The organism is Pseudomonas sp. NCCP-436 (assembly GCF_019656335.1).
Taxonomy (GTDB): Bacteria; Pseudomonadota; Gammaproteobacteria; order Pseudomonadales; family Pseudomonadaceae; genus Aquipseudomonas.
The window spans coordinates 15,457-38,656 of the sequence record NZ_BPLZ01000022.1 but is presented as its reverse complement, the minus strand read 5'-3'; the positions used below and the strand labels follow the sequence as shown (position 1 = coordinate 38,656).

General features: G+C 62.9%; 22 protein-coding genes. 12 read left to right on the top strand and 10 right to left on the bottom strand.

Annotated features, from left to right (window positions below; genetic code table 11):
- The 4 genes from NCCP436_RS16830 to eutC all read left to right on the top strand — a co-directional run.
- Window positions 1-131 (top strand): aldehyde dehydrogenase family protein (locus NCCP436_RS16830; RefSeq protein WP_073664670.1); only part of this gene is annotated, 131 nt, incomplete at its 5' end.
- Between the two features lie 92 nt (window positions 132-223).
- Window positions 224-1,471, top strand: a complete 1,248-nt coding sequence (gene eutH, locus NCCP436_RS16825; RefSeq protein ID WP_220805122.1) for an ethanolamine utilization protein EutH — start codon at window positions 224-226, stop codon at window positions 1,469-1,471.
- A 107-nt stretch (window positions 1,472-1,578) separates the two neighbouring features.
- Window positions 1,579-2,973 (top strand): ethanolamine ammonia-lyase subunit EutB, encoded by a 1,395-nt coding sequence (locus NCCP436_RS16820; protein WP_220805121.1) that lies wholly within the window; start codon window positions 1,579-1,581, stop codon window positions 2,971-2,973.
- Between the two features lie 15 nt (window positions 2,974-2,988).
- The gene (gene eutC / locus NCCP436_RS16815) at window positions 2,989-3,798 is read left to right on the top strand and encodes an ethanolamine ammonia-lyase subunit EutC (RefSeq protein ID WP_220805120.1); all 810 of its coding nucleotides are present in this window, start codon (window positions 2,989-2,991) and stop codon (window positions 3,796-3,798) included.
- 75 nt (window positions 3,799-3,873) lie between these two features.
- On the opposite strand, the gene NCCP436_RS16810 is transcribed toward eutC, so the two are convergent.
- The 7 genes from NCCP436_RS16810 to NCCP436_RS16780 all read right to left on the bottom strand — a co-directional run bounded on the left by NCCP436_RS16810 (window position 3,874) and on the right by NCCP436_RS16780 (window position 9,934).
- Window positions 3,874-4,149 (bottom strand): GIY-YIG nuclease family protein, encoded by a 276-nt coding sequence (locus NCCP436_RS16810; RefSeq protein WP_220805119.1) that lies wholly within the window; start codon window positions 4,147-4,149, stop codon window positions 3,874-3,876.
- Window positions 4,146-4,865 carry a phosphatidylcholine synthase gene (gene pcsA, locus NCCP436_RS16805; protein WP_220805118.1) on the bottom strand — a complete coding sequence of 240 codons (720 nt, stop codon included), beginning with the start codon at window positions 4,863-4,865 and terminating at the stop codon, window positions 4,146-4,148. Before pcsA ends, NCCP436_RS16810 begins: the two co-directional genes overlap by 4 nt.
- A gap of 101 nt (window positions 4,866-4,966) precedes the next feature.
- The gene (locus NCCP436_RS16800) at window positions 4,967-5,455 is read right to left on the bottom strand and encodes a nuclear transport factor 2 family protein (protein ID WP_220805117.1); all 489 of its coding nucleotides are present in this window, start codon (window positions 5,453-5,455) and stop codon (window positions 4,967-4,969) included.
- Window positions 5,456-5,559: 104 nt separating this feature from the next.
- Window positions 5,560-6,321: an amino acid ABC transporter ATP-binding protein gene (locus tag NCCP436_RS16795; RefSeq protein WP_220805116.1), complete on the bottom strand. Its 762-nt coding sequence runs from the start codon at window positions 6,319-6,321 to the stop codon at window positions 5,560-5,562.
- 72 nt (window positions 6,322-6,393) lie between these two features.
- Complete coding sequence (locus NCCP436_RS16790; RefSeq protein WP_220805115.1) at window positions 6,394-7,491, bottom strand: amino acid ABC transporter permease; 1,098 nt, start codon at window positions 7,489-7,491, stop codon at window positions 6,394-6,396.
- A 9-nt stretch (window positions 7,492-7,500) separates the two neighbouring features.
- Window positions 7,501-8,685: an amino acid ABC transporter permease gene (locus NCCP436_RS16785; RefSeq protein WP_220805114.1), complete on the bottom strand. Its 1,185-nt coding sequence runs from the start codon at window positions 8,683-8,685 to the stop codon at window positions 7,501-7,503.
- A gap of 220 nt (window positions 8,686-8,905) precedes the next feature.
- Window positions 8,906-9,934, bottom strand: a complete 1,029-nt coding sequence (locus NCCP436_RS16780; protein ID WP_220805113.1) for an amino acid ABC transporter substrate-binding protein — start codon at window positions 9,932-9,934, stop codon at window positions 8,906-8,908.
- A 481-nt stretch (window positions 9,935-10,415) separates the two neighbouring features.
- Here NCCP436_RS16780 and NCCP436_RS16775 point away from each other — a divergent pair, with 481 nt between their 5' ends.
- The 4 genes from NCCP436_RS16775 to rhlB all read left to right on the top strand — a co-directional run bounded on the left by NCCP436_RS16775 (window position 10,416) and on the right by rhlB (window position 15,971).
- Window positions 10,416-11,075 carry an alpha/beta hydrolase gene (locus tag NCCP436_RS16775; RefSeq protein ID WP_220805112.1) on the top strand — a complete coding sequence of 220 codons (660 nt, stop codon included), beginning with the start codon at window positions 10,416-10,418 and terminating at the stop codon, window positions 11,073-11,075.
- A gap of 20 nt (window positions 11,076-11,095) precedes the next feature.
- Window positions 11,096-12,997, top strand: a complete 1,902-nt coding sequence (locus NCCP436_RS16770; protein ID WP_220805111.1) for an acyl-CoA synthetase — start codon at window positions 11,096-11,098, stop codon at window positions 12,995-12,997.
- Between the two features lie 258 nt (window positions 12,998-13,255).
- The gene (locus NCCP436_RS16765) at window positions 13,256-14,419 is read left to right on the top strand and encodes a dipeptidase (protein WP_220805110.1); all 1,164 of its coding nucleotides are present in this window, start codon (window positions 13,256-13,258) and stop codon (window positions 14,417-14,419) included.
- Between the two features lie 109 nt (window positions 14,420-14,528).
- On the top strand, window positions 14,529-15,971 hold the full coding sequence (rhlB, locus tag NCCP436_RS16760; protein WP_220805109.1) for an ATP-dependent RNA helicase RhlB: 1,443 nt from the start codon (window positions 14,529-14,531) through the stop codon (window positions 15,969-15,971).
- A 50-nt stretch (window positions 15,972-16,021) separates the two neighbouring features.
- On the opposite strand, the gene NCCP436_RS16755 is transcribed toward rhlB, so the two are convergent.
- Entirely contained in the window at window positions 16,022-16,717 is a 696-nt protein-coding gene (locus NCCP436_RS16755) for an MOSC domain-containing protein (RefSeq protein WP_220805108.1), read from the bottom strand.
- Between the two features lie 200 nt (window positions 16,718-16,917).
- Between NCCP436_RS16755 and NCCP436_RS16750 the strand changes: the two genes are divergently transcribed.
- Complete coding sequence (locus tag NCCP436_RS16750) at window positions 16,918-17,193, top strand: Rho-binding antiterminator (RefSeq protein ID WP_220805107.1); 276 nt, start codon at window positions 16,918-16,920, stop codon at window positions 17,191-17,193.
- 18 nt (window positions 17,194-17,211) lie between these two features.
- Here the strand turns inward: NCCP436_RS16750 and NCCP436_RS16745 are convergent, their stop codons facing one another.
- A complete protein-coding gene (locus NCCP436_RS16745) occupies window positions 17,212-19,566 on the bottom strand; it encodes a DNA polymerase II (RefSeq protein ID WP_220805106.1) in 2,355 nt (784 codons plus the stop codon).
- 85 nt (window positions 19,567-19,651) lie between these two features.
- Here NCCP436_RS16745 and NCCP436_RS16740 point away from each other — a divergent pair, with 85 nt between their 5' ends.
- Genes NCCP436_RS16740 through NCCP436_RS16730 form a run of 3 tightly spaced genes read left to right on the top strand, consistent with a single transcriptional unit; the run spans window position 19,652 to window position 21,348 of the window.
- Window positions 19,652-20,080: a group II truncated hemoglobin gene (locus NCCP436_RS16740; RefSeq protein WP_220805105.1), complete on the top strand. Its 429-nt coding sequence runs from the start codon at window positions 19,652-19,654 to the stop codon at window positions 20,078-20,080.
- Between the two features lies 1 nt (window position 20,081).
- A complete protein-coding gene (locus NCCP436_RS16735; protein WP_220805104.1) occupies window positions 20,082-20,420 on the top strand; it encodes an FKBP-type peptidyl-prolyl cis-trans isomerase in 339 nt (112 codons plus the stop codon).
- Window positions 20,413-21,348 carry a class I SAM-dependent methyltransferase gene (locus tag NCCP436_RS16730; protein WP_220805103.1) on the top strand — a complete coding sequence of 312 codons (936 nt, stop codon included), beginning with the start codon at window positions 20,413-20,415 and terminating at the stop codon, window positions 21,346-21,348. Before NCCP436_RS16735 ends, NCCP436_RS16730 begins: the two co-directional genes overlap by 8 nt.
- 114 nt (window positions 21,349-21,462) lie before the next feature.
- On the opposite strand, the gene norR is transcribed toward NCCP436_RS16730, so the two are convergent.
- A complete protein-coding gene (norR, locus tag NCCP436_RS16725) occupies window positions 21,463-23,013 on the bottom strand; it encodes a nitric oxide reductase transcriptional regulator NorR (RefSeq protein WP_220805102.1) in 1,551 nt (516 codons plus the stop codon).
- Between the last annotated feature and the right edge of the window lie 187 nt (window positions 23,014-23,200).

Here is a 23,200-nt window from a genome sequence, read left to right as displayed (position 1 = left end):
CACATGCCGCATTCGGTGGCTACAAGAAGTCCGGCGTCGGCCGCGAAACCCACAAGATGATGCTCGACCACTACCAGCAGACCAAGAACCTGCTGGTCAGCTACGACATCAATCCGCTGGGATTCTTTTAACACTCATTGTTGAGAGCCTGCCAAAACGCAAGGGGCGACTGCCGGTCATGGCAGCACGCCCCTTCCCCCACTCGAACAGTCAGGGCACCACAATGGATCAGATAGGCAACTACGTTCTCTACATCATCATGGCTTGCGCCGTAGCCGGCGCCTTTGCCGCCATTTACGACAGTGAAAAGGGGCTGGGCAAGGAGTTCATGGAGGGCATCCACGCCACCGGCTACATCTTCGTTCCTGCAGCCGGAATCATGGCGTCGATTCCCTACCTTACGGTTCTCATCGAAAAGGCCTGTGGCCCGTTCTTCGACGCGCTGGGCGCCGATCCGGCGCTGGCTGCAACCATGATCATCGCCTCCGACATGGGGGGCTATCATCTGGCCGCCGCGCTGGCCTCAAGCAAGGAAGCGCTGATCATGGCCCTGATCACGGGCTTCATGGGTGGCGCCACCATCGTTTTTTCCATCCCCATGGGGCTGGCAATGCTCGACAAGCGCGACCACAAGTACATGGCTCTGGGCATCATGTCCGGCATCCTGACTATTCCGCTTGGCGTGCTGATCGCCAGCGTGCTGCTGGTGGCCAGTGATCCGCTGGTTCGCGAGGTGGTGGCCACCAGTGGCGAATCCACCTATCAGTTGGCCATGGGGCTGGGCGGCATCTTTGCCAACCTGCTGCCGATCATTGTTTTCGTCGTCGCTCTGGCCGCCGGCCTGCGCTTTCTGCCGGATCTCATGATCAAGGGTTTCATCGGCTTCGGCCGTGGCCTGGACGCCCTGATCAAGCTGGTACTGGTGTTCTCCATCGTCGAATATTTCACAGGTGTGTTCACCGTGGTGTTCGGCAGCTGGGGCTTCGACCCGATCATCGCAGATGCCGCGGATCAGACCCGCGCCCTGGAGACCGCCGGCTACATTGGCATCATGCTTGCCGGCGCCTTCCCCATGGTCTACCTGCTGCGCAAGTACTTCGGCGGCCCGCTGGAGCGACTGGGCGGCAAGGTCGGTCTGAGCGCGGTCGGCAGCGCCGGCATGCTGGCTACCATCGCCAACATTCTCGCCATGTTCCGCCTGGTGCGCTTCATGCCGCCGAAGGACAAGGTGATCAACATCGCTTTTGCCGTGTGTGCAGCCTTCCTGCTCGGTGACCACCTGTCGTTTACCGCCAACTTCCAGCCCACCATCATCCTGCCGGTACTGGTTGGCAAGCTGTTTGCCGGATTTGCCGCGATCGGCCTGGCCTACTGGCTGTCTGTGCCCAAAGCCATGCAGCTGGAACAGATCGACCGTGCCCAGGGCGTCATCGAAAAGGATGAGTACTACCCGCAGGCCAGCCCCGCCTGACCGGCACGCCCGGCCGCGTGCCTGCCATACTCGCAGGCAGCGGCCCAAACACGGGCGCTGTCGGCCTGGCAGCGTCCGTATGTGAATTCCCAGACACAGGAGCCCACATGGCAAGCTACTCCCACAGCATCGGTGGCCAGACCTGGCGCTTCGACAACCTGCGCGAGCTGATGGCCAAGGCCACCCCGGCACGCTCCGGCGATTACCTGGCCGGCATCGCCGCCAGCAGTGATGCTGAACGGGTCGCGGCGCAGATGGCACTGGCCGACCTGCCACTGAAAACCTTCCTCAATGAGGCGCTGATTCCCTACGAGAGCGACGAAGTCACTCGACTGATTCTTGATACTCACGACAGCGCAGCCTTCGCCCCAGTCAGCCACCTGACAGTGGGCGGCCTGCGCGACTGGTTACTCGGCGATGCTGCCGATGAAACCAGCCTGCGCGCCCTGGCGCCGGGGCTGACGCCGGAAATGGCGGCGGCGGTGTCGAAGATCATGCGCGTGCAGGATCTGGTTCTGGTGGCACAGAAGATCCGCGTGGTCACCCGCTTTCGCAACACCATGGGGCTACGCGGGCGGATGTCCACGCGGCTGCAGCCCAACCACCCGACCGACGATCCGGCCGGCATTGCCGCCAGCGTGCTCGACGGCCTGCTCTACGGCAACGGCGATGCCATGATCGGCATCAATCCGGCCACCGACAGCATGAGCGCAGTTTGCACCCTGCTGGAGATGCTCGATGCGGTCATCCAGCGCTACGAGATTCCTACCCAGTCCTGCGTTCTGACCCACGTTACCAGCTCCATCGCTGCCATCGAGCGAGGCGCTCCGCTGGATCTGGTATTCCAGTCCATCGCCGGTACCGAAGCCGCCAATGCCAGTTTCGGTGTCAGCCTGAAGATTCTCCAGGAGGGCTACGAAGCTGGCCTGAGTCTCGGCCGTGGCACCCTCGGCAACAACCTGATGTACTTCGAGACCGGCCAGGGAAGTGCACTGTCGGCCAACGCCCACCACGGCGTCGACCAGCAGACCTGCGAGGCACGCGCCTACGCCGTAGCCCGGCACTTCAACCCCTTTCTGGTCAACACCGTGGTCGGTTTCATCGGCCCCGAATACCTGTACAACGGCAAGCAGATCATCCGCGCCGGCCTGGAAGATCATTTCTGCGGCAAGTTGCTGGGCGTGCCCATGGGCTGTGACATCTGTTACACCAATCACGCCGAGGCCGATCAGGATGATATGGACATGCTGCTGACCCTGCTCGGCGCAGCCGGTATCAACTTCATCATGGGTATTCCCGGCTCCGATGACGTGATGCTCAACTACCAGACCACCTCGTTCCACGACGCGCTCTACGCACGCAAGCTACTGGGCCTGCGCGCCGCCCCCGAGTTCGAATCCTGGCTGGAGCGCATGGGCATTCTCCGCCAGCAGGACGGCCGCCTGCTGATGAGCGAAGCACTGCCGCCCACCTTTCACCAGGCTCTGGCCCAGTTGTCCTGATTTCCCGAGGTCGTCATGACAAAACACTCCCCCGCCATCGAAAATCCCTGGCAGCAGTTGCGTCAGCTGACGCCTGCGCGCATTGCTCTCGGCCGGGCCGGCACCAGCCTGCCAACCGCAGCCCAACTGGACTTCCAGTTCGCCCATGCCCAGGCTCGTGACGCCGTGCACCTGCCATTCGACCATGCCGGACTGCGCGAGGAACTGCACAGTATGGGCCTGGAGACTCTGCTGCTGCACAGCGCGGCGACTGATCGCCACACCTATCTGCAACGCCCGGATCTTGGCCGGCGTCTCGCCCCGGCGTCGGCCGGGCTACTGGATGACTACGCCCGGGAGCGGGGTCAGACTCATGACTTGGTCATCGTCATCGCCGATGGCCTGTCATCGCTAGCCGTTCGCCGCCACAGCCTGCCATTTCTGCAGCGGCTGTTCGACCAGATCCGTGCCGAGGGCTGGAGTCTGGCGCCGGTCTGCCTGGTGCAGCAGGGCCGGGTGGCGGTAGCCGACGAGGTGGGCGAACGCCTAGGCGCGAAGATGAGCGTGATCCTGATCGGTGAACGCCCTGGCCTCAGCTCACCAGACAGCCTCGGCCTGTACTTCACTTACGCGCCGCGCGTTGGCCTGACCGACGCCTATCGCAACTGCATCTCCAACGTGCGCCTGGAAGGCCTGAGCTACGGTATGGCGGCATTCCGCCTGATGTACCTGATGCGCGAGGCCTGCCGGCGCCAACTGTCCGGGGTCGAGCTGAAGGACGAAGCCGAGGTGCCAAGTGTGGAGGGCAGCGGCCAAGGCAACTTCCTGCTGCCGGACAAAAGCTGAAGCGCCGCTAACCTCAGAAGCGCGATTGCCTCATTGCGCACTAAGGTACGCTTTCAGGCTCAGGCAAGGCACCGATCAACCGGTGAATGGTGCGGCCAGGATAAGTGCCTCCTTGGCCGCCTTGCTCAGACGCTTGATCGCCCGCTCGCGGCGCAGCGCCTCGCCCTTGCCGACGCAGGTCTCGACATAGGCCAGGGCCTGCGCCGGACTGGTATGAAAGAAGCGTGCGCCCCTGCCGCTCTGATGCTGCCGGAAACGCCGCTGCGGATCATCGCTGATACCGCAGTACAGAGCGCCATTGGCAGCCCGCACCAGGTAGACAAACCAGTTCTTTTCGCCTGCTGCCGTCATCCGCGAGTCGGAAACCACTCACGCGCCGAGCGCCAAACGCACATGCCAACGAAATAGCCCGAGGCAATCCACCAGAGCGCCAGCAGCCACACCGGATCGCTCGGCTGCTGGATAATCAGCAGGCCACTGGCAAACAGCCAGACGAAGGTCACCAGGATATTCAGCGGCATGAACTGGCGCACACGAAACGGATGCAGGAACTTCATCTTGGTCAAAGTCAGCCCGGCCAGCAGCACGATTGTCCCGAGAGCCACCCAGGGTTGGATGTCGAGGATGTAGAAGTACAGCACCACAACGTTCCAGGCCGCCGGGAAGCCGACAAAGTAGTTGTCCTGGCTCTTCATGTTCAGATTGCAGAAGCAGAACAGCGACGACACCAGGATCAGGCCGACGGCGAACAGCGGGGTGTAATCCGGCAGTGGGATAAAGCGGTAGAGGAAGATTGCCGGAATGAAGACATAGGTGAGGTAGTCAATGACCAGATCCAGGGTCGAGCCATCGAAATGCGGCAATACGCTCTTGACGTCATAACGTCGCGCCAGCGAGCCATCCAGCCCGTCTACCAGCAACGCCAGGCCAAGCCATAACAGGCACTGCTGCGGCTGACCTTCGAGTACGGCGAGCAGGGCAAGCAGAGCCAGAATCACGCCACTGGCAGTGACGGCATGCACCCCCCAGGCCTTGGCCTGTCTTACGGATAGGATCAGTTCGCTCACGGCAGCTCTCGATTTGGCAGGTGGAAACACGGTACCGCAGGGGCACACTCTTTATTGAAGGTTATGACCCGTTAGCCTACCACCGTGTTCCTCGCTACACCTCAGCGTGATGCGCGAAATTGTTCGAGCGCGCGTGCCGCCTGTCGACGAATGGCAGCCTGAACCGGTGGTGCCCAGCCCAGCATCAGCCCCTTGAACCCCAGCGTCTGACGGCTCCAACACCACAGGTCGAAGCTGTCGCAGTGCTCGCAAATCAGTCCGTCGCGAAAAACAAACTCCGCGTGGATGCGGTTAATCACTGTGCGACCGGTGCCACTGAAACGATAACGGGCGACCCAGTGCGCACTGCCGGAGTGTTCATCGGCCCGTACTGAATCGAAGGTCAGGGAAAAATCCTCGGCGCGGCTGCACAGCATGCGCCACATGTCACCGGCCGCCTCGCCGCGCAGGTCGACGAACACCGGATCGCTGAAGCGCACATCGGTCGTGTAGCAAGCCACCATGGCCTCGGCATCGAGGCACTGGAAGGCTTGGTAGAACCGCGAGATCAGTTCGGCATGACCCGGATGCTCGGCATGACCCGAATGCATGGCGACTCTCCGCTTTCGGCTGGAACTGTCACCCGGCAAGAACGCCGGATGCGTAAAAAATAAACCGGCCTGCCGCACCAATCTGCGCGGCAGGTCGGATCCGATCAATGGATGATCTGACTGAGGAACAGCTTGGTGCGCTCGTTTTGCGGGTTGGTGAAGAAGGTATCAGGCTCGGCCTGCTCGACGATCTCGCCCTTGTCCATGAAGATCACCCGGTTGGCCACGGTGCGGGCAAAACCCATTTCATGGGTCACGCAGAGCATGGTCATGCCGTCCTCGGCCAGGCCGATCATGGTATCGAGCACTTCCTTTACCATTTCCGGGTCGAGGGCCGAGGTCGGCTCATCGAACAACATGATCTTCGGTTTCATACACAGCGCCCGGGCAATTGCCACACGCTGCTGCTGACCTCCGGAAAGCTGTCCCGGGAACTTGTTGGCCTGTTCCGGAATACGTACGCGCTCAAGGAAGTGCATGGCGATTTCTTCGGCCTGACGCTTGGGCATCTTGCGCACCCACATCGGGGCCAGGGTGCAGTTCTGCAACACGGTCAGATGCGGGAACAGGTTGAAGTGCTGGAACACCATGCCCACTTCGCGGCGAATTGCCTCGATATGCTTGAGGTCGCTGGTCAGTTCGGTGCCATCGACCACAATGCGCCCCTGCTGGTGCTCTTCAAGGCGGTTGATGCAGCGGATGGTGGTGGATTTGCCGGAGCCGGACGGCCCGCACAGCACAATGCGTTCACCCTGCTGCACGCTGAGGTTGATGTCCTTGAGCACGTGGAACTGACCGTACCACTTGTTCACGCCCTGCAGCAGGATCATCGGATCGGCGCTGGTCTGCTTGATTGCTTCACTCATAAATTATTCCTCCGGAGTCGGTTCAGATGGGCCGGGCTCACAGCCGGCCCGCACATGGCGGCATAACCGCTCCTAACGTTTGTGACCGGTATCCAGCTTCCTCTCCAGATGCAGGGAATAACGGGACATGCCGAAACAGAAAATCCAGAAGATCAGGGCCGCGAACACGTAACCCTCGGTGGCCATTCCCAGCCAGGCAGGATCCGTAGTCGCCTGCTTGATGCTGTTGAGCAGGTCGAACAGACCGATGATGATCACCAGGCTGGTGTCCTTGAACAGGGCGATGAACACGTTGACGATCCCCGGAATAACCAGTTTGAGCGCCTGCGGGAGGATCACCAGGCCCATCATCCGCCAGTAGCCCAGGCCCATGGCCGCAGCCGCTTCGTACTGCCCCTTGGGGATGGCCTGCAGGCCGCCACGCACCACTTCGGCGATGTAGGCGGACTGGAACAGGATTACCCCGATCAGGGCACGCATCAGCTTGTCGAAATGCATGCCTTCAGGCAGGAACAGCGGCAGCATCACCGAGGACATGAACAACACGGTGATCAGCGGGACACCACGCCAGAACTCGATAAAGGTGACGCAGATAACCTTTATCGCCGGCATATTGGAACGCCGCCCGAGCGCCAGCAGGATGCCCAGCGGCAAGGCGCCGGTAATGCCCACGGAGGCGATCACCAGAGTCAGCATCAGACCGCCCCACTGACTGGTGGAAACCACGCTCAGTCCGAATACGCCACCGTGCAGCAGGCACCAGGCGATGACCGGGTAGACCACCAGGAACACCAGACCGTAAAGCGCCTTGCGCGGCATCTGCGGCACGAACAGCGGCGCAGCGCCGATGATCGCCAGCCATAGCGTGGTATCTACCCGCCAACGTAGCTCGGTTGGGTAGAAGCCATACATGAACTGCCCGAAGCGCTGCTGAATGAACACCCAGCAGGCGCCTTCCTTGGTGCAGTCGGCACGCGTGGTACCAACCCAGTTGGCATCGATGATCGCCCACTGCAGCAGCGGCGGGATCACCAGCCAGAGCAGATAGATGGCGAAGATGGTCAACAGGCTGTTGAACCAGTTGGAGAACAGGTTGGCACGGAGCCAACCCAGCACGCCGACGCTCATGCGCGGCGGCGGCAGATCCGGTTTAAACGTATGAGTCTGCATGGCTGCTCCTTACCGCTCAGTCAGCGCGATGCGCTTGTTGTACCAGTTCATCAGCAGAGAGATGCTGATGCTGATGGCGAGGTACACACTCATGGTGATGGCGATCACCTCGATGGCCTGCCCGGTCTGGTTGAGCACCGTACCGGCGAACAGCGAAACCATGTCCGGATAGCCGATACCCGCCGCCAGGGACGAGTTCTTGGTCAGGTTCAGGTACTGGCTGGTCAGTGGAGGAATGATCACGCGCAGCGACTGCGGGATGATCACCAGGCGCAGGGTGATGCCGGGGCGCAGGCCGAGCGAGCGTGCCGCCTCGGTCTGCCCATGGCTCACCGCCATGATTCCGGAGCGCACGTTCTCGGCGATGAAAGCTGCGGTGTAGATGGTCAGCGCCAGCGTCAGAGCCATCAGTTCCGGGATCAACACCCAGCCGCCGCGGAAGTTGAAGCCGGTCAACTCCGGTACGCTCCAGCTCAGCGGGTTGCCGCCGACCAGCACCGCTAGTCCGGGCAAACCGATGAGCATCGCCAGCGACGCCCACAATAACGGAAATACCTTGCCGGTGGCTTCGCGCCGCACCTTGGCCCAGCGGCCGAGGACGACGATGGCAACGATAGTGGCCACCAGCAACACGGTGAACAGGGTAAAGCCCTCCGCTGGCGATGGCGCCGGCATATAGAGGCCACGACTATTGAGGAAGAACACCTCGCCGATATCCAGGCTCTGCCGTGGCCCTGGCAGGGCGAGAAATACCGCGAAATACCAGAAGAGAATCTGCAACAACGGCGGAATATTGCGGAAGATCTCGATATAGACGCTTGCCAGCCGACTGATCAGCCAGTTCGGCGACAACCGTGCCACGCCGAGCACAAAGCCGAGGATGGAGGCCAGTACGATGCCGATGAAAGACACCAGCAGGGTATTGAGCAACCCAATGACGAAGACCCGCCCATAGGAGTGGCTCTCGTTATAGTCGATCAGGTGCTGGGCGATGCCGAAGCCGGCACTGTTGCCGAGAAAGCCAAAGCCCGAAAGGATTCCACGCTTCTCCAGGTTGGCCTGAGTGTTTTGGAAGAGAAACCAGCCGAGCGCTACGACAGCGACAACGGCAATGATCTGAAACAGCCACGCACGCACCTGCGGATCGGTCAATAGCGATCCACGTGGGCGCGGGGCATTAGCAGTCGTTTGCATAACAGCCCTCTTTGAACCACCAGCCCGCTGCAGCAGGCCGGGGATTCACTTGGTCGGAAACTCCAACGGCAGGTCACGTGATGCGATCAGGAGCTGCCGAGCTGAACCGGCACGAAAAGGAGTAGCACGCTGGCATCGCACGCCAGAGACGATGCCCGACGTCCCATTCCTGGCCGCCTACAGTTCAGCTCTGCGGCTCCGGTCTGCCGCTGTCGGATGATCAGCGCACTGGCGGTGCGTACTGCAGACCACCCTTGTTCCACAGGGCGTTGAGACCACGCTCGATCTTCAACTCACTACCGGCACCGACGTTGCGGTCGAAGGCTTCGCCGTAGTTGCCCACCTGTTTGACGATCTGTACGGCCCAGTCCTTCGGCAGCTTCAGATCCTTGCCGAACTCACCCTCGGTACCCAGCAGACGCGCGATATCCGGGTTCTTGGTGGTTTTGGCAGTTTCCTCGACGTTGGCCGACGTTACACCCAGCTCCTCGGCGTTGAGCATGGCGAACAGGGTCCAGCGCACGATATCGAACCACTCCTCGTCGCCCTGACGGACGGACGGGCCGAGCGGCTCCTTGGAAATGACCTCCGGCAGCACGACGTAGTCATCCGGATTGGCCAGCTTGATGCGTTGCGCATACAGCTGCGACTGGTCGGAAGTCAGCACGTCACAACGTCCGGCTTCGACCGACTTGGCACTTTCGTCGGAGGTGTCGTAGGTGATGGGGGTGTACTTCATGCCGTTGGCACGGAAGTAGTCCGAGAGGTTCAGCTCAGTGGTGGTACCGGCCTGGATGCAAACCGTGGCGCCGTCGAGTTCCTTGGCGCTGGATACACCGAGTTTCTTGTTCACCAGGAAGCCCTGGCCATCGTAGTAGGTGACGCCAGTAAAGTTCAGACCCAGTGCCGCATCACGAGAACTGGTCCAGGTGGTGTTGCGCGAAAGGATGTCGACCTCGCCAGACTGCAGGGCAGTGAAGCGTTCCTTGGCGGTCAGCGGGCTGTACTTGACCTTGTTGGCATCACCGAACACCGCAGCAGCAACTGCGCGGCACACATCGACGTCCAGGCCTTGGTAATTGCCCTTCTCGTCAGCGTAGGAGAAGCCTGGCAGACCATCACTGATCCCGCACTGGACAAAGCCCTTTTTCGTCACCGCGTCCAGTGTTGCACCGGCCTGTGCAAAACCACTGATACCCAGTACAGCCGCGGTGGTTACTACAGCCAGGGTGGATTTCACCATCTTCATCAAAAACCTCCAGTTGCTCTTGTTGTGTTGGAGTCTCCGCCCTGCTTCCCCGCCCTTTTGAGGCACGTGCACCGCTGGCAGCAACGGCGCATCAAGAAGCGAAGGACGTCAGGCATAAGTCTAGTCGGCATTTTCCTCTGCTGGCCAACTGACTCTCGCCTTGCCCGTTGATCGAACGGGCCAGAGACGGATAGTCGACCACCCGGAGCGCCAGCGCTCCCGATGGTTTGAGTCAAGGAACCCGCATAGCAGGCTCCTGTCTGCTGAGCAGACAGTAATGGCACAGTGTTACCGTTACCGTACTATCTCGTCAGTCCAGCTCGACTAAAGCAAGCACCGTACCATCCCGAAAGATTTCCATTCAGACCGATGGGTCAAGAGAAAAAATTGCGCTCGTGCGACAACTTGTTCACAGATCACTCATCCTCATCTCCCACGCCACGCCCCAACTTCGGGCGGACGCACCACACAGGAGCTACCAATGACCGCACCCATGATCCTGCAACCACCCCACACACCCGATGCCTGCGTGATCTGGCTGCACGGTCTGGGGGCTGACCGCTACGATTTCCTGCCCGTGGCCGAGACACTGCAGGAACGCCTGCCCAGTACCCGCTTCGTCATGCCTCAGGCACCGACGCGCCCAGTCACCATCAACGGCGGCTGGAGCATGCCTAGCTGGTACGACATCCTCGCCATGACACCGGCCCGGGCTATCGACCATGAGCAACTGGAAGAATCGGCCGAGCAGGTCATCGCCCTGATCCGGGCCGAACTCGACAGCGGCATCGAAGCTCAGCGTATCGTCCTGGCCGGATTCTCCCAGGGAGGCGCCGTAGTGCTGCACACGGCCCTGCTGCGCTATCCGGAAACCCTCGGCGGGGTACTGGCACTGTCTACCTACGCGCCCACCTTCAGTGACGACATGCAACTGGCAGATACAAAAAGACAACTGCCGGTACTCTGCCTGCATGGCAGATTTGACGACGTGGTAATCCCCGACATGGGCCGCGCCGCCTTCGACCATCTGCAGACCCACGGTGTGCCGGTGCAGTGGCGCGACTACCCCATGGCCCATGAGGTCATCCCGGAGCAGATCCGCGACATCGCCGAATGGCTCAACGAACTGCTGACCGGCTGAACAAGGAAAAGGATAAGGACATGAATGCAGCGCCACTCATCCGCACCCGCGAGGACATCATCGCGATTGAGCGCATCCCACTCGCCGAACGCCACCTGCCATCGAGTACCTATGAGCTGATCCGGCGCACCGCGCAGAGCAGTCCCGACGCACCGGCGCTGTCATTCATTCTTCAGGGTACGGCCGAGGAAACCCCGCTGCGCCTGTCCTACCGCGAGTTGCTGGAGAACATCACCCGCACCGCCAACGCCTTCCACCGCCTCGGCCTGCGCCCAGGCAAAGCCGTGTCGTTCCTGCTGCCGAACCTGCCACAGACCCACTACACCCTGTGGGGAGGCGAGGCAGCCGGCATCGTCAACGCCATCAACCCGCTGCTTGAGCCCGAACACATCGCCGAGCTGATCCGCGCTTCGGACTCCGAGCTGCTGGTCACCCTCGCACCCTTCCCGGGTACGGATCTGTGGAACAAGGTGGTGGTTCTGCGCGACCAGTTGCCCGGACTGCGGGCAATCCTCTGCGTGGACATGGCCAACCTGCTGCCCGAGCCACAGCGTAGTGTGCTGAAAGCTCAGCGTGGCTCCCTGCCCGATGGCGTGCTGGACTTCGATGCCACCATCGCCGAGTGTCCGGCCGATCACCTGGAAAGTGGCCGACAGATCGCCCCGGACGACATCGCCAGCTACTTCCACACAGGCGGCACCACCGGTACGCCCAAGCTGGCGCCACACAGTCACTACAACGAAGTGGCCATGGCCTACAGCATGAATCTGGTCACCCGCTTCGGTGCTGGCGACGTAGCGCTCTGCGGCCTTCCGCTATTTCACGTCAATGGCGTGGTGGTTACCGGTCTGGCCGCCTTCATCGGCGGCGCCGAGGTGCTGCTGGCCACCCCGCAGGGTTACCGCAATACCACCCTGACCGGCAATTTCTGGAAGATCATCGAGCGCCACCGGGTCAGCTTCTTCAGTGGTGTACCGACCATCTATGCGGGCCTGCTGCAAGTGCCCAGCGAGGGCTGTGATCTGTCCTCACTGAAATACGCCCTGTGCGGCGCCGCACCGATGCCGGTGGAGTTGATCCGCCAGTTCGAGACCAAGACCGGACTGACCCTGATCGAAGGCTACGGCCTGACCGAAGGCACCTGCGGCAGTTGCGTCAATCCACCGGGCGGCGAAAGACGCCCCGGCTCCATCGGCCTGCCACTGCCCTACTGCGAGGTCAGCATCAAAGTGCTCAATGAACAGGGGCGCTACCTGCGCGAGGCGGCAGTCAACGAGATCGGTACCCTCTGCATCCGCGGCGCCACAGTGTTCCGCGGCTACCTGCAGGCGAGCAAGAACCAGAACATCTGGGTCGACGGTGACTGGTTCAATACCGGCGATCTCGGACGAGTCGATGCCGACGGCTACATCTGGCTGACCGGGCGCAGCAAGGATCTGATCATCCGTGGCGGTCACAATATCGACCCGCAGATGATCGAAGAAGCTCTACACCGCCACCCGGCCGTGGCACTGGCCGCCGCGGTGGGCAAGCCCGACCTCAAGGCCGGCGAGCTGCCGGTGGCCTACGTCCAGCTCAAACCGGGCAGTCAGGTCAGCGAAGACGAACTGCTGGAACATGCCGCCGAACAGATTCCCGAGCGTGCGGCAATCCCCAAGAATGTCTGGATCATCGACAGCATACCGCTGACCGCAGTGGGCAAGACCTTCAAGCCGGCACTGCGCTTCGACGCCATCGCCCGCGTCTACCGCGAGGCTCTGGCCGAACTGCCCGCGGATATCCGCATCGAGGTACAAAACGATGACCAGGCCGGCCAACTGGCCCACATCTACCTGCCGCAAGCGAACCCGGCTCTGCATGAAAGCATCGCCCAGCGCCTGGCCGGCTATGCGGTTGGCCACCGCATTCATACCACAGGCTGAGCCGTCGCACTGCGCGAGGCGTTCCCTCGCGCAGCATGGCTACTTATTCCGGCACGACGTGCACTCTGCGACTTGCGCTAGCACTACGATGAGAGCAACACCAGCTCACTGCCGTGCGCCTGCAGTCCTCCGGGTCACACAGCGACAGTTGGCCAACGACTGGCCGCATTCGTCACTTCGACTGGCATGTCGGGTCATCCATGGGCAGCCGGCACGCTGCTAGAGTGAAACGGACGACCGTTCATCCGGATCCTGCCAATGCGCAAATTCCTGCTCGCCCTGCTTCTGCTCATTCCCCTTGGCATCCTCGCCTTTTTCGGCCTGCCCCGGCTGATCGATGCACAGCTCAACAGTGTCGCCACCCCCGGCCCCTATCCGGCAGGTGCCAGCGCACAGAAACTGCACCGAAGCCTGTTCGTCGCCGATCTGCACGATGACGCACTGCTCTGGGAGCGCGATCTGCTCAAGCGTTACGGCTACGGCCATTCGGATCTGCCGCGTATGCTCGAAGGCCGCCTCGGCCTGCAGGTGTTCTCCACCGTGACCAAAACGCCGCGCGGCCTGAATGTGGAAAGCAACGCTGCCGACAGCGACAACATCACCCTGCTGGCCATGGCTCAGCGCTGGCCTCGGGAAACCTGGAACAGCCTGCTGCAGCGCGCGCTGTATCAGGCGCAAAAACTTCATGCGGCTGCCGCCGACAGCGACGGTCGGCTCGTGCTGATCCGTACCCGCAACGACCTGCAAGATTTCATCAAGGCCTGGCAGCAGGATCCGCAGCGACTTGCCGCCCTGCTCGCCACTGAAGGTCTGCAGCCTATCGAGGGCCGCCTGGAAAACATCGACAGGCTCTACGACGCCGGCTTTCGCATTGCCGGGCTGACCCACTTCTTCGACAACGAGGTCGGCGGCTCGGCCCACGGCCTGGAAAAAGGCGGGCTGACTCCGCTGGGCCGGCAGGTAATCCACTACCTGGAGGAAAAGTCGATGCTGGTCGACCTGGCCCACGCCTCGCGCCCGTTGATCGACGACGTTCTGGCCATGGCCACGCGCCCGCTGCTGGTTTCGCACACCGGGGTAGAAGGCACCTGCCCCGGCAGCCGCAACTTAAGCGACCGGCATATCGAGGCCATTGCCGCCAGCGGCGGAGTGATCGGCATCGGCTACTGGAGCACCGCGGTATGCGACACCTCGGTCGCCGCCATCGTCAGGGCCATCCGCTACACCGCCGACAAGGTCGGGGTCGAGCATGTCGCGCTGGGCTCGGACTTCAACGGCACCGTGCACACGCCTTTCGATGTCACCGGTCTGGCGCAGATTACCGATGGCCTGCTGGCTGCAGGCTTCGACGAGGCTGCCATCGCCGCCATCATCGGTGGCAACGTGCAGCGCCTGCTGCTGGCCAGCCTGCCGCCAGGCTAAGTGCAATGACGAGCCGACGCTTGACACAGGCGAGCGAAGCCCTTCGCCCCACCCTCGTCTTGCATTACACTGGCGCCCGTTCATTCCTTAATCAACCGATGAGAAGCCCGTGCTCAAAGCACTCAAGAAAATCTTCGGCAAGCCCGAGGAAGTACAACCACAACCGACCAGCACACCGGCAGCGCCCGCCCCGGCAGAGCGCAATGACGCCAGCCAATCTGCCAAGCCGTCCCGCCAGCCCGGACGCAGCACAGACGATGCCCGGGCCGGGCAGAAAGCCCCGAACCGACTGCCCAAGGCCGAAAAGCGCCGCGAGCGTCCCGCCAAGCCTGTTGACACCTGGAAGCTGGAAGACTTCGTGGTCGCCCCCGTGGAAGGCAAGACCCGCTTCCACGATTTCAACCTCGCGCCGGAGCTGATGCATGCCATCCATGATCTCGGCTTCCCCTACTGCACGCCGATTCAGGCCGGTGTGCTCGGACATACCCTCAAGGGGCGCGACGCCATCGGCCGGGCGCAGACCGGTACCGGCAAGACTGCTGCATTCCTTATTTCCACCATTACCCAGCTGCTACAGACGCCTCCGCCGAAGGAACGCTATATGGGCGAGCCGCGCGCGCTGGTGATCGCACCGACCCGCGAGTTGGTGGTGCAGATCGCCAAGGACGCCCTGGCACTGACCAAGTACACCCGGCTCAACGTCATGAGCTTCGTCGGCGGCATGGACTTCGACAAGCAGCTCAAGCAGCTGGAGTCGCGCTACTGCGACATTCTGGTAGCGACCCCGGGCCGTCTGCTGGACTTCAACCAGCGCGGCGAGGTGCATCTGGACATGGTCGAGGTGATGGTGCTCGATGAAGCCGACCGCATGCTCGACATGGGCTTCATCCCGCAGGTTCGACAGATCATCCGCCAGACGCCGATGAAAGGCGAACGCCAGACCCTGCTGTTCTCCGCCACCTTCACCGAAGACGTGATGAACCTGGCCAAGCAGTGGACGGTCGATCCGGCCATTGTCGAGATCGAACCGGAGAACGTCGCCAGCGACACGGTAGAGCAGCACGTTTACGCCGTGGCCAGCAGTGACAAGTACAAACTGCTGTACAACCTGGTGAGCCAGAATGACTGGGACCGGGTAATGGTCTTCGCCAACCGCAAGGACGAGGTGCGCCGCATTGAGGAACGCCTGACCCGCGACGGCATCAGCGCCGCGCAAATGTCCGGCGACGTGCCGCAACACAAGCGCATCAAGGTGCTCGAAGGCTTCCGCGCCGGGCACATCCGCGTGCTGGTGGCCACCGACGTGGCTGGTCGTGGCATTCACGTTGACGGCATCAGCCACGTAATCAACTTCACCCTGCCGGAAGACCCGGACGATTACGTACACCGCATCGGTCGTACCGGTCGCGCCGGCACCAGCGGCACCTCGATCAGCTTCGCTGGCGAGGACGATGCCTTCGCCCTGCCGCCGATCGAAGAGCTGATCGGTCGCAAGATCCAGTGCGAGATGCCGCCGGACGAGCTGCTCAAGCCGGTGCCACACAAACGCTGAACCCGCTGGGCAACAAGGCGCAGCCGCGAGACTTTGCCTTGTCGCCCAACTCAGCCGGAAGCTGCCGGGCCATCCAGACGCGGCGACCAGTCCTCGATGCACCCGCTCTCCAGCCGACGGGCCAGATAGCGCTTCCATGAGGGCACCAGCGGCAGTTGCAGACACTCGCGCAGCAGCTCCGGATCGATACGGCTGTCGAACAGCACGCCCGCCAAACGAGCCAGCGACCAGTCCGGATGCCGCCGCTCCACCAACTGCAGGCGATCGCCGGCCCGTACCACGCCCTCCTCCAGCACCCGATAGTACCAGCCGGTACGCCCGCTCTGCTGTACCCGCAGCGCCAGCTTCGCTACGCCGAAGCGATCATTGAGTTTCCAGCACGGCATGCGCCCCTGGGATACCTGCAACAGCGCCGTACCCACGCGGATGCAGTCCCCCAGACAAACATCGGCCTCCGTCCAGCCAGTGGTGCTGAAATTCTCGCCAAAGGCGCCAGGCTGCCCCAGCAGCGGGTGCTCGCCCAGCTCCTCGATCCAGCGGGCGTAGTGCTCTTGCGGATAGTGATGCACGGCCTTTTCCACGCCACCGTGCACCCGCAAGTCACCCTGTTCGTCACCGGCCAGGCCGTTCGCGCTGAGCGCCAGAGCCTCGTCACGCGGCTGCTTGGCGATGGCGCTACGCGATCCCGGGCGGGTAAAGGACACAGCACGCCCGGTCAGCAAAGTATCGAGTATCAGGCTGTCCATGGTTTCTCTGTTGGCAAGTTTTCGGGGGGCTCAGTATCACATCAGATGACAGCGGCGGAGGGGCACCTCTGTTATCCCGCTCCCGAGCATATCGGCAAGGCCATGCCAGTGGCCTCAAAAGAGCGCATGATAAGGCCGCTACTGCCGCCAAGCGGCAATTTTCATGACTCGGGCCTGCGCACTAAGGCCGGGAGAAGATGATGAAGGCCTATCAGCCTCTGTCCTGCGATCTGTACGACTACCTGGAAATCGCCTGTTTGTATGGCTACCGATTGCAACTGGAGCTGCTCGACGGCTCGACCCTGAAAGCCAGAGCACAGACCACCCGCACCAGCAACACGGACGAATGGCTGGTACTGCAGAGCGACAGCGGTCCCCTGGAGATTCGCCTGGATCAGTTGCTGGCCATCACGCCGCTGGACAAGCCCGCCCGCTTCGGCCGCATTGAGCTGGCCCGGCGGCACCGCAGCAACTGACAACGCCTGAAACGGAACTCAGAACAGCCGCAGTTGCCCGTCCACCAGTTGCTCGAAACGGCTACCGACGAACGGCAGAATGGCATCGGCCACCGGCTTGAGCTGGCGACTGAGGTAGTGCTCGTAGTCCACCGGCGATTGCAGGCATTCCAGTGGCTGCGGCCCGGCCGTGGTGATCAGGTAGCTGATCCAGCCGCCGCGCTGGTACTGCAACGGCCGCCCCAGGCGCTGATTGTGGGCGTCGGCCAGACGCGCGGCGCGTACCTGCGGCGGTACATTGCGCAGGTAGTCGTCGAGCCGCCGGCGCAGGCGCTTGCGATAGACCAGTAGCTCATCCAACTCGCCAGCCAAGGTGCGCCGCACGTAATCACGCACATAGTCCTCGTAGGGCTGGCCGGCGAATACCCGGCCGTACAGCTCCTGCTGGAAACACTGGGCCAGTGGCGACCAGTCGCTGCGTACCGTTTCCAGCCCCTTGAACACCAGCTCCTCACGGCCGTCGTCACGATGCACCAAGCCGGCATAGCGTTTTTTGCTGCCCTGCTCGGTACCACGGATGGTCGGCATCAGAAAACGCCGGTAGTGGGTCTCGAGCTGCAGCTCCAGAGCACTCTCAAGGCCATACTCCTGGCGCAGGTGCTCACGCCACCAGGCATTGACCCCTGATACCAGCGCCCGGCCGATCTGCGCTGCTTCGGCCTCGTCATGAGCACGGCCAAGCCAGACAAAGGTGGAGTCGGTATCGCCGTAGATCACCGAATAGCCCTCGGCCTCGATCAGCTCGCGGGTGCGACGCATGATCTGATGCCCACGCAGGGTGATGGACGAGGCCAGACGCGGGTCAAAGAAGCGGCAGCCACTGGAGCCAAGCACGCCGTAGAAGGCATTCATGATGATCTTAAGTGCCTGCGACAACGCTGCATTGCCTTCGCGCTTGGCCGCCTCGCGGCCCTGCCAGACACGCTCGACGATGGCCGGCAGGCAGTGCGCGCTGCGCGAGAATCGCGCACCACGAAAGCCCTCCACCGAATGCGCATCGTCCGGCTGCCGCAGCCCCTGCACCAGCCCTACCGGGTCGATCAGAAAGCTGCGGATAATCGAGGGATACAGGCTCTTGTAGTCCAATACCAGTACCGAGTCGTACAGGCCGGGACGCGAATCCATGACAAAGCCGCCAGGGCTGTTCTCTCCCCGGATGTCGCCCAGATTTGGCGCCACAAAACCCAGGCGGTGCATCGGCGGCAGGTACAGGTGGGTGAAGGCGGCCACCGAGCCACCGCTACGGTCGGCGGCAAGGCCAGTGACACTGGAGCGCTCGAGCAGAAAGGCGAGCAGGTCGGTGCGGGCGAAGATCCGCGTCACCAGCTCGCAGTCCTTGAGGTTGTAACGCGCCAGCGCCGGCTTGTCCTCGTCGAACATGCGCTGGATCTCGTCCATCCGCGCATAGGGCGTGTCGATTGCCTTGCCCTCGCCGAGCAGAGTCTGCGCCACCGATTCCAGGCTGAACGAAGGGAAGCTCCAGGTGGCCGAGCGCAGCGCCTCGATACCGTCGATGATCAGCCGCCCGGCGGCTTCGGCGAAGTAGTGCTGAGCGCTGTTGTGCTGGCGCCAGCCCATCACGTCACCACCGCGCCCCAGACGCAGCGGCAGCTTGAACTGTTCGGCATGCTCATGCAGCACGCGCAGATCGAACTGCACCAGGTTCCAGCCGATGATGGCGTCCGGGTCGTGCTGCGCCAGCCACTGGTTGAGACGCTCCAGCAGTTGCAGGCGGCTGTCGCAATACTCCAGATCGAAGTCGACAATGCTGACATCGCCATTGGCCGGGCCGAGCATGTACACCTGCCGCTGACCGCAGCCCTCCAGAGCAATGGAATACAGCTCGCCACGGGCGCTGGTCTCGATATCCAGCGATACCAGGCGCAGCGTCGGACGGTAATCGGCGGCGGGTTTGAGCGACCGGCACAGCAGGCTGCCGTCCGCCTGCTCGATGCCCTCGAAGCTGACGGAGGCGGTGATGAAACGCTCCATCAGGTAGCGATCCGGCGGACGGATATCGGCCTCGTACACATCGATACCGACCTGACGCAGCTTCTTCTCCAACTGCAACAGTTGGCGGTACTGGCGGCAGTACAACCCCAGTACCGGACGATGGTGAAAGTCACGTAGCGCCAGCTCGCGCAACTCGCCCCCCTGCAACAGCGGTTCGGCCTGCGCACGCTGCTTGGCGGGAATGAAGGCCACCGCCTCCTGATACGGCAGACGCACCTGGCGCGGGCCGGCATCGGTGGCCAGCCAGAAGGCCACCTCTATGCCGTCCGGCGTGTCGCGCCAGTGGCGACTGAGCACGAAGCCCTGTTGAGGTTGCGTCATCGTTGATCCAAGCCGCCTCACATCATACTGGCCGACCATTCTACGCCAGCGGTTACAATGGCGGCTTTTCTGCGGACATGGCGCCATGAGCAAGACACCACCCTATGGCAGCGGCGACGCTTCCTTCCAGGCCGCTGGCGGCATCGACGGTCTGCGCCGGCTGGTCGACGATTTCTACCGGCTGATGGACGAGCGCCCCGAAGCCGCTGCACTGCGCGCGTTGCACCCGGCCGACCTGAGCACCTCGCGCGACAAGCTGGCCTGCTTTCTCAGCGGCTGGCTGGGCGGCCCACGACTGTTCGCCGAGCGCTACGGCAGCATCAGCATTCCGGCCTTTCATGCGCAGTGGCCAATCGACCAGGCGCTGGCGGAAAGCTGGCTGAGCTGCATGGCCGGTGCCATCGCCCTGCAGAATTATGAGCCGGCTTTCGCCGACTACCTGCTGACCCAGCTGCGCGTTCCCGCCGAACGCTCCGTGCAGGCCAGCCAAAACCGTCATCGCAAGGAACCCTGACATGACTGACCAACTGATCATCGAAGACCTGCAACCCGGCGACGGCAAGGCCGTGGTCAAGGGCGCCCTGATCACTACCCAGTATCGCGGCTGGCTGGCCGACGGCAGCGAGTTCGACTCGTCCTTCTCGCGCGGCAAGCCGTTCCAGTGCGTGATCGGCACCGGACGGGTGATCAAGGGTTGGGATCAGGGCCTGATAGGCATGCAGGTAGGCGGCAAGCGCAGGCTGTTCGTTCCGGCGCACCTTGGCTATGGCGAGCGCACGGTAGGCCGGATTCCGCCGAATGCCAACCTGACCTTCGAGATCGAGCTGCTGGAAGTGCTGACCCGCGATGACTGACGCCGCCCTCGTCACCCTGCGCGAGCATCTGCTGCAGGCGCTGGACAACCACCCCGGCAGCGAAACCCGCCGCCTGTTTCATGGCCGTGGCCGCTGCTGGCCCGGCCTGGAGCAGATTACCGTCGACTGGCTGTCCGGCATCGTTCTGGTGATGCTGTTTCGCGAGCCATCGCCCGCGCTGCGCCCGCTGCTGCTGGAGTTGCTGGCAACAGCGCAATGGCAGGCCAGCGGAGCGCGCGGGCTGCTGCTGCAGCACCGCTACGTACAGGGCAGCGAGAGCGAATGGCTGGCCGGCGAGCCGCAGGCGCAGTGGCCCATTGTCGAGGACGGCCTGCACTACCTGCTCGATCTGGGCAGCAAGCAGAACAGCGGCCTGTTCCTCGATATGCGCCTGGGCCGCCAGTGGGTGCGCGGGCAGGCCGCCGGCAAACGCGTGCTCAACCTGTTCGCCTATACCTGCGGCTTTTCGGTGTCCGCCATCGCCGGCGGTGCCGAGCGCGTGGTCAATCTGGATATGGCCCGTGCGGCGCTATCACGCGGGCGCGACAACCATCGCCTGAACGGGCACGACCTGGGGCGGGTGGAATTTCTCGGCCACGAGTTGTTCAAGTCCTGGGGCAAGGTACGCAAGAGCGGGCCGTACGATCTGGTGATCATCGACCCGCCGAGTTTTCAGAAAGGCAGCTTCGCCCTCACCCAGGACTACTGCAAGATTCTCCGGCGCCTGCCGGAACTGCTCAGCGAGCAGGGTACGGTGCTGGCCTGCGTCAACGCCCCGGATATCGGTCCGGATTTCCTCATCGACGGCATGGCCGCCGAAGCGCCGCAACTGCGTTTCATCGAGCGCCTGGACAACCCGCCGGAGTTTCCCGACATCTCGCCGGAGAGCGGCCTGAAGGCGCTGGTATTCCAACTGCAGCCCGGATGAAATCCGGGAATTGCCGGCCCCGGATTGCATCCGGACAACGGACAGATGCCGATCACCTGGGAGAGGCTTCAGGCGCGACGTCAACAGATCGCGCTAAATCCCCCCACCACCCTGCTACCGAATGCCCAGGCGTCTGGCCAGGCGGCTGAGATTGGCGCGATCCACCCCCAACTCGCGCGCCGCGTCAGCCCACTTGCCCTGGTGACGTTCCAGGCACTGCTCGATCAACCTGCGCTGGAAGGCGTCCACCGCCGCACGCAGCTCCACGCCCGCCGGCATCGACTCGCCGGACGCCAGTGCTTCGTCGATCAGGGGCGGCGCCTCGGCCATCGGCAGATCCAGGTCCTGCACATCCAGGCTGAGAATGCGCGGGCGCTCGCCATGGCGGGCCAGCGCCTTGATCGCCGCACGGCCGACCAGATGCTCCAGCTCGCGCACGTTGCCCGGCCAGTCGTGGCCCAGCAGCGCCTTCTGCGCCTCCGCACTCAGGCGCAGGCTGCGCAAGCCGAGCCGGGCGCGGTTCTCTTCGAGAAAGTAGCCGGCCAGCAACAGCACGTCGCGACCGCGCGCGCGCAGCGGCGGCACCGGCAACGGATAGACGCTCAGACGGTGATAGAGGTCGGCGCGAAAGCGTCCGGCACGCACTTCGGCCGCCAGGTCACGGTTGGTGGCGGCAATCACCCGTACGTCGACGCGGTGTTCACGATCCGAGCCGACGCGCTGCAACTGGCCGCTCTGCAGCACGCGCAGCAGCTTGGCCTGAATCGCCAGCGGCAACTCGCCCACTTCGTCGAGGAACAGGCTGCCGCCATCGGCCAGCTCGAACTTGCCGCTGCGTTCGTTCATCGCCCCGGAGAAGGCACCGCGCACATGGCCGAACAGCTCGCTCTCCACCAGCGCTTCGGGTAGCGCCGCGCAGTTGATGCTGACCAGTGGCCGCTGCGCACGCGGCGAAGCGGCGTGGATGGCTTCGGCCACCAGCTCCTTGCCGACGCCGGTTTCACCGGTGATCAGCACGGTCAGCGGGCTGTCGCCGACCAGGCGAATCTCGTCCTGCAGCTTGCGCAGCGCCGTGCTCTGTCCCACCAACTCGCGCGGCTGCTGACGGGCCTGCTTGTACAGCTCGGTGAGCTGGCGCTCGGCCTCCACCCGCTGCGCCAGGCCGCTGATGCGCTCGCTGACCTTGACCGTCGCCGCCGCCAGGCTGGCGAATGCATCGAGACTGTCCAGATCGAGCAGTCCGAAACTGGCCGGATCGAGCGAGTCCAGGGTCAGCAGCCCCCAGAGCTGCTCGTCCAGATAGAGCGGGCAACCGAGGCAATCGTGCACTTCAAGATGGCCATGCAGCCCCTCGACCAGTCCGTCGTAGGGGTCGGGCAAGCCACAGTCTGCGGCGAAACGGGTCGGCCCGGCATGTTCCAGCAGCGCGGCCAGGCGCGGATGCTCGCTGACCCGGAAGCGTCGGCCCAGGGTGTCGGGGCTCAGCCCCTCGACCGCGAGCGGCACCAGCACCTCGCCGTCGAGTCGCAGCAGCGCCACGGCATCGCAAGGAAAGAGCTGGCGCAAGGCGGCGAGCAGGCGACGGTAACGCTCGCCATCATCCAGATCTCGGGACAGATCGGCGACCAGAGGAATGAGGGTTTCCAGCAGAGGATTTGCGGTCATAAAGACTACTCATTGTCTTAATGACTCGAATCAACTGCGAGTCATTAAGACCATAAAATCATTAAGTCATTGATATTTAAATACTTTTTAAATGGCATGCTTTCTGAAAGGTATCCTGCGCTAACGCTAGCACGCCACAACCGGCCAGACGAGCCAAACCGGCGTCCTTACTTGCCTTGCGGAGATA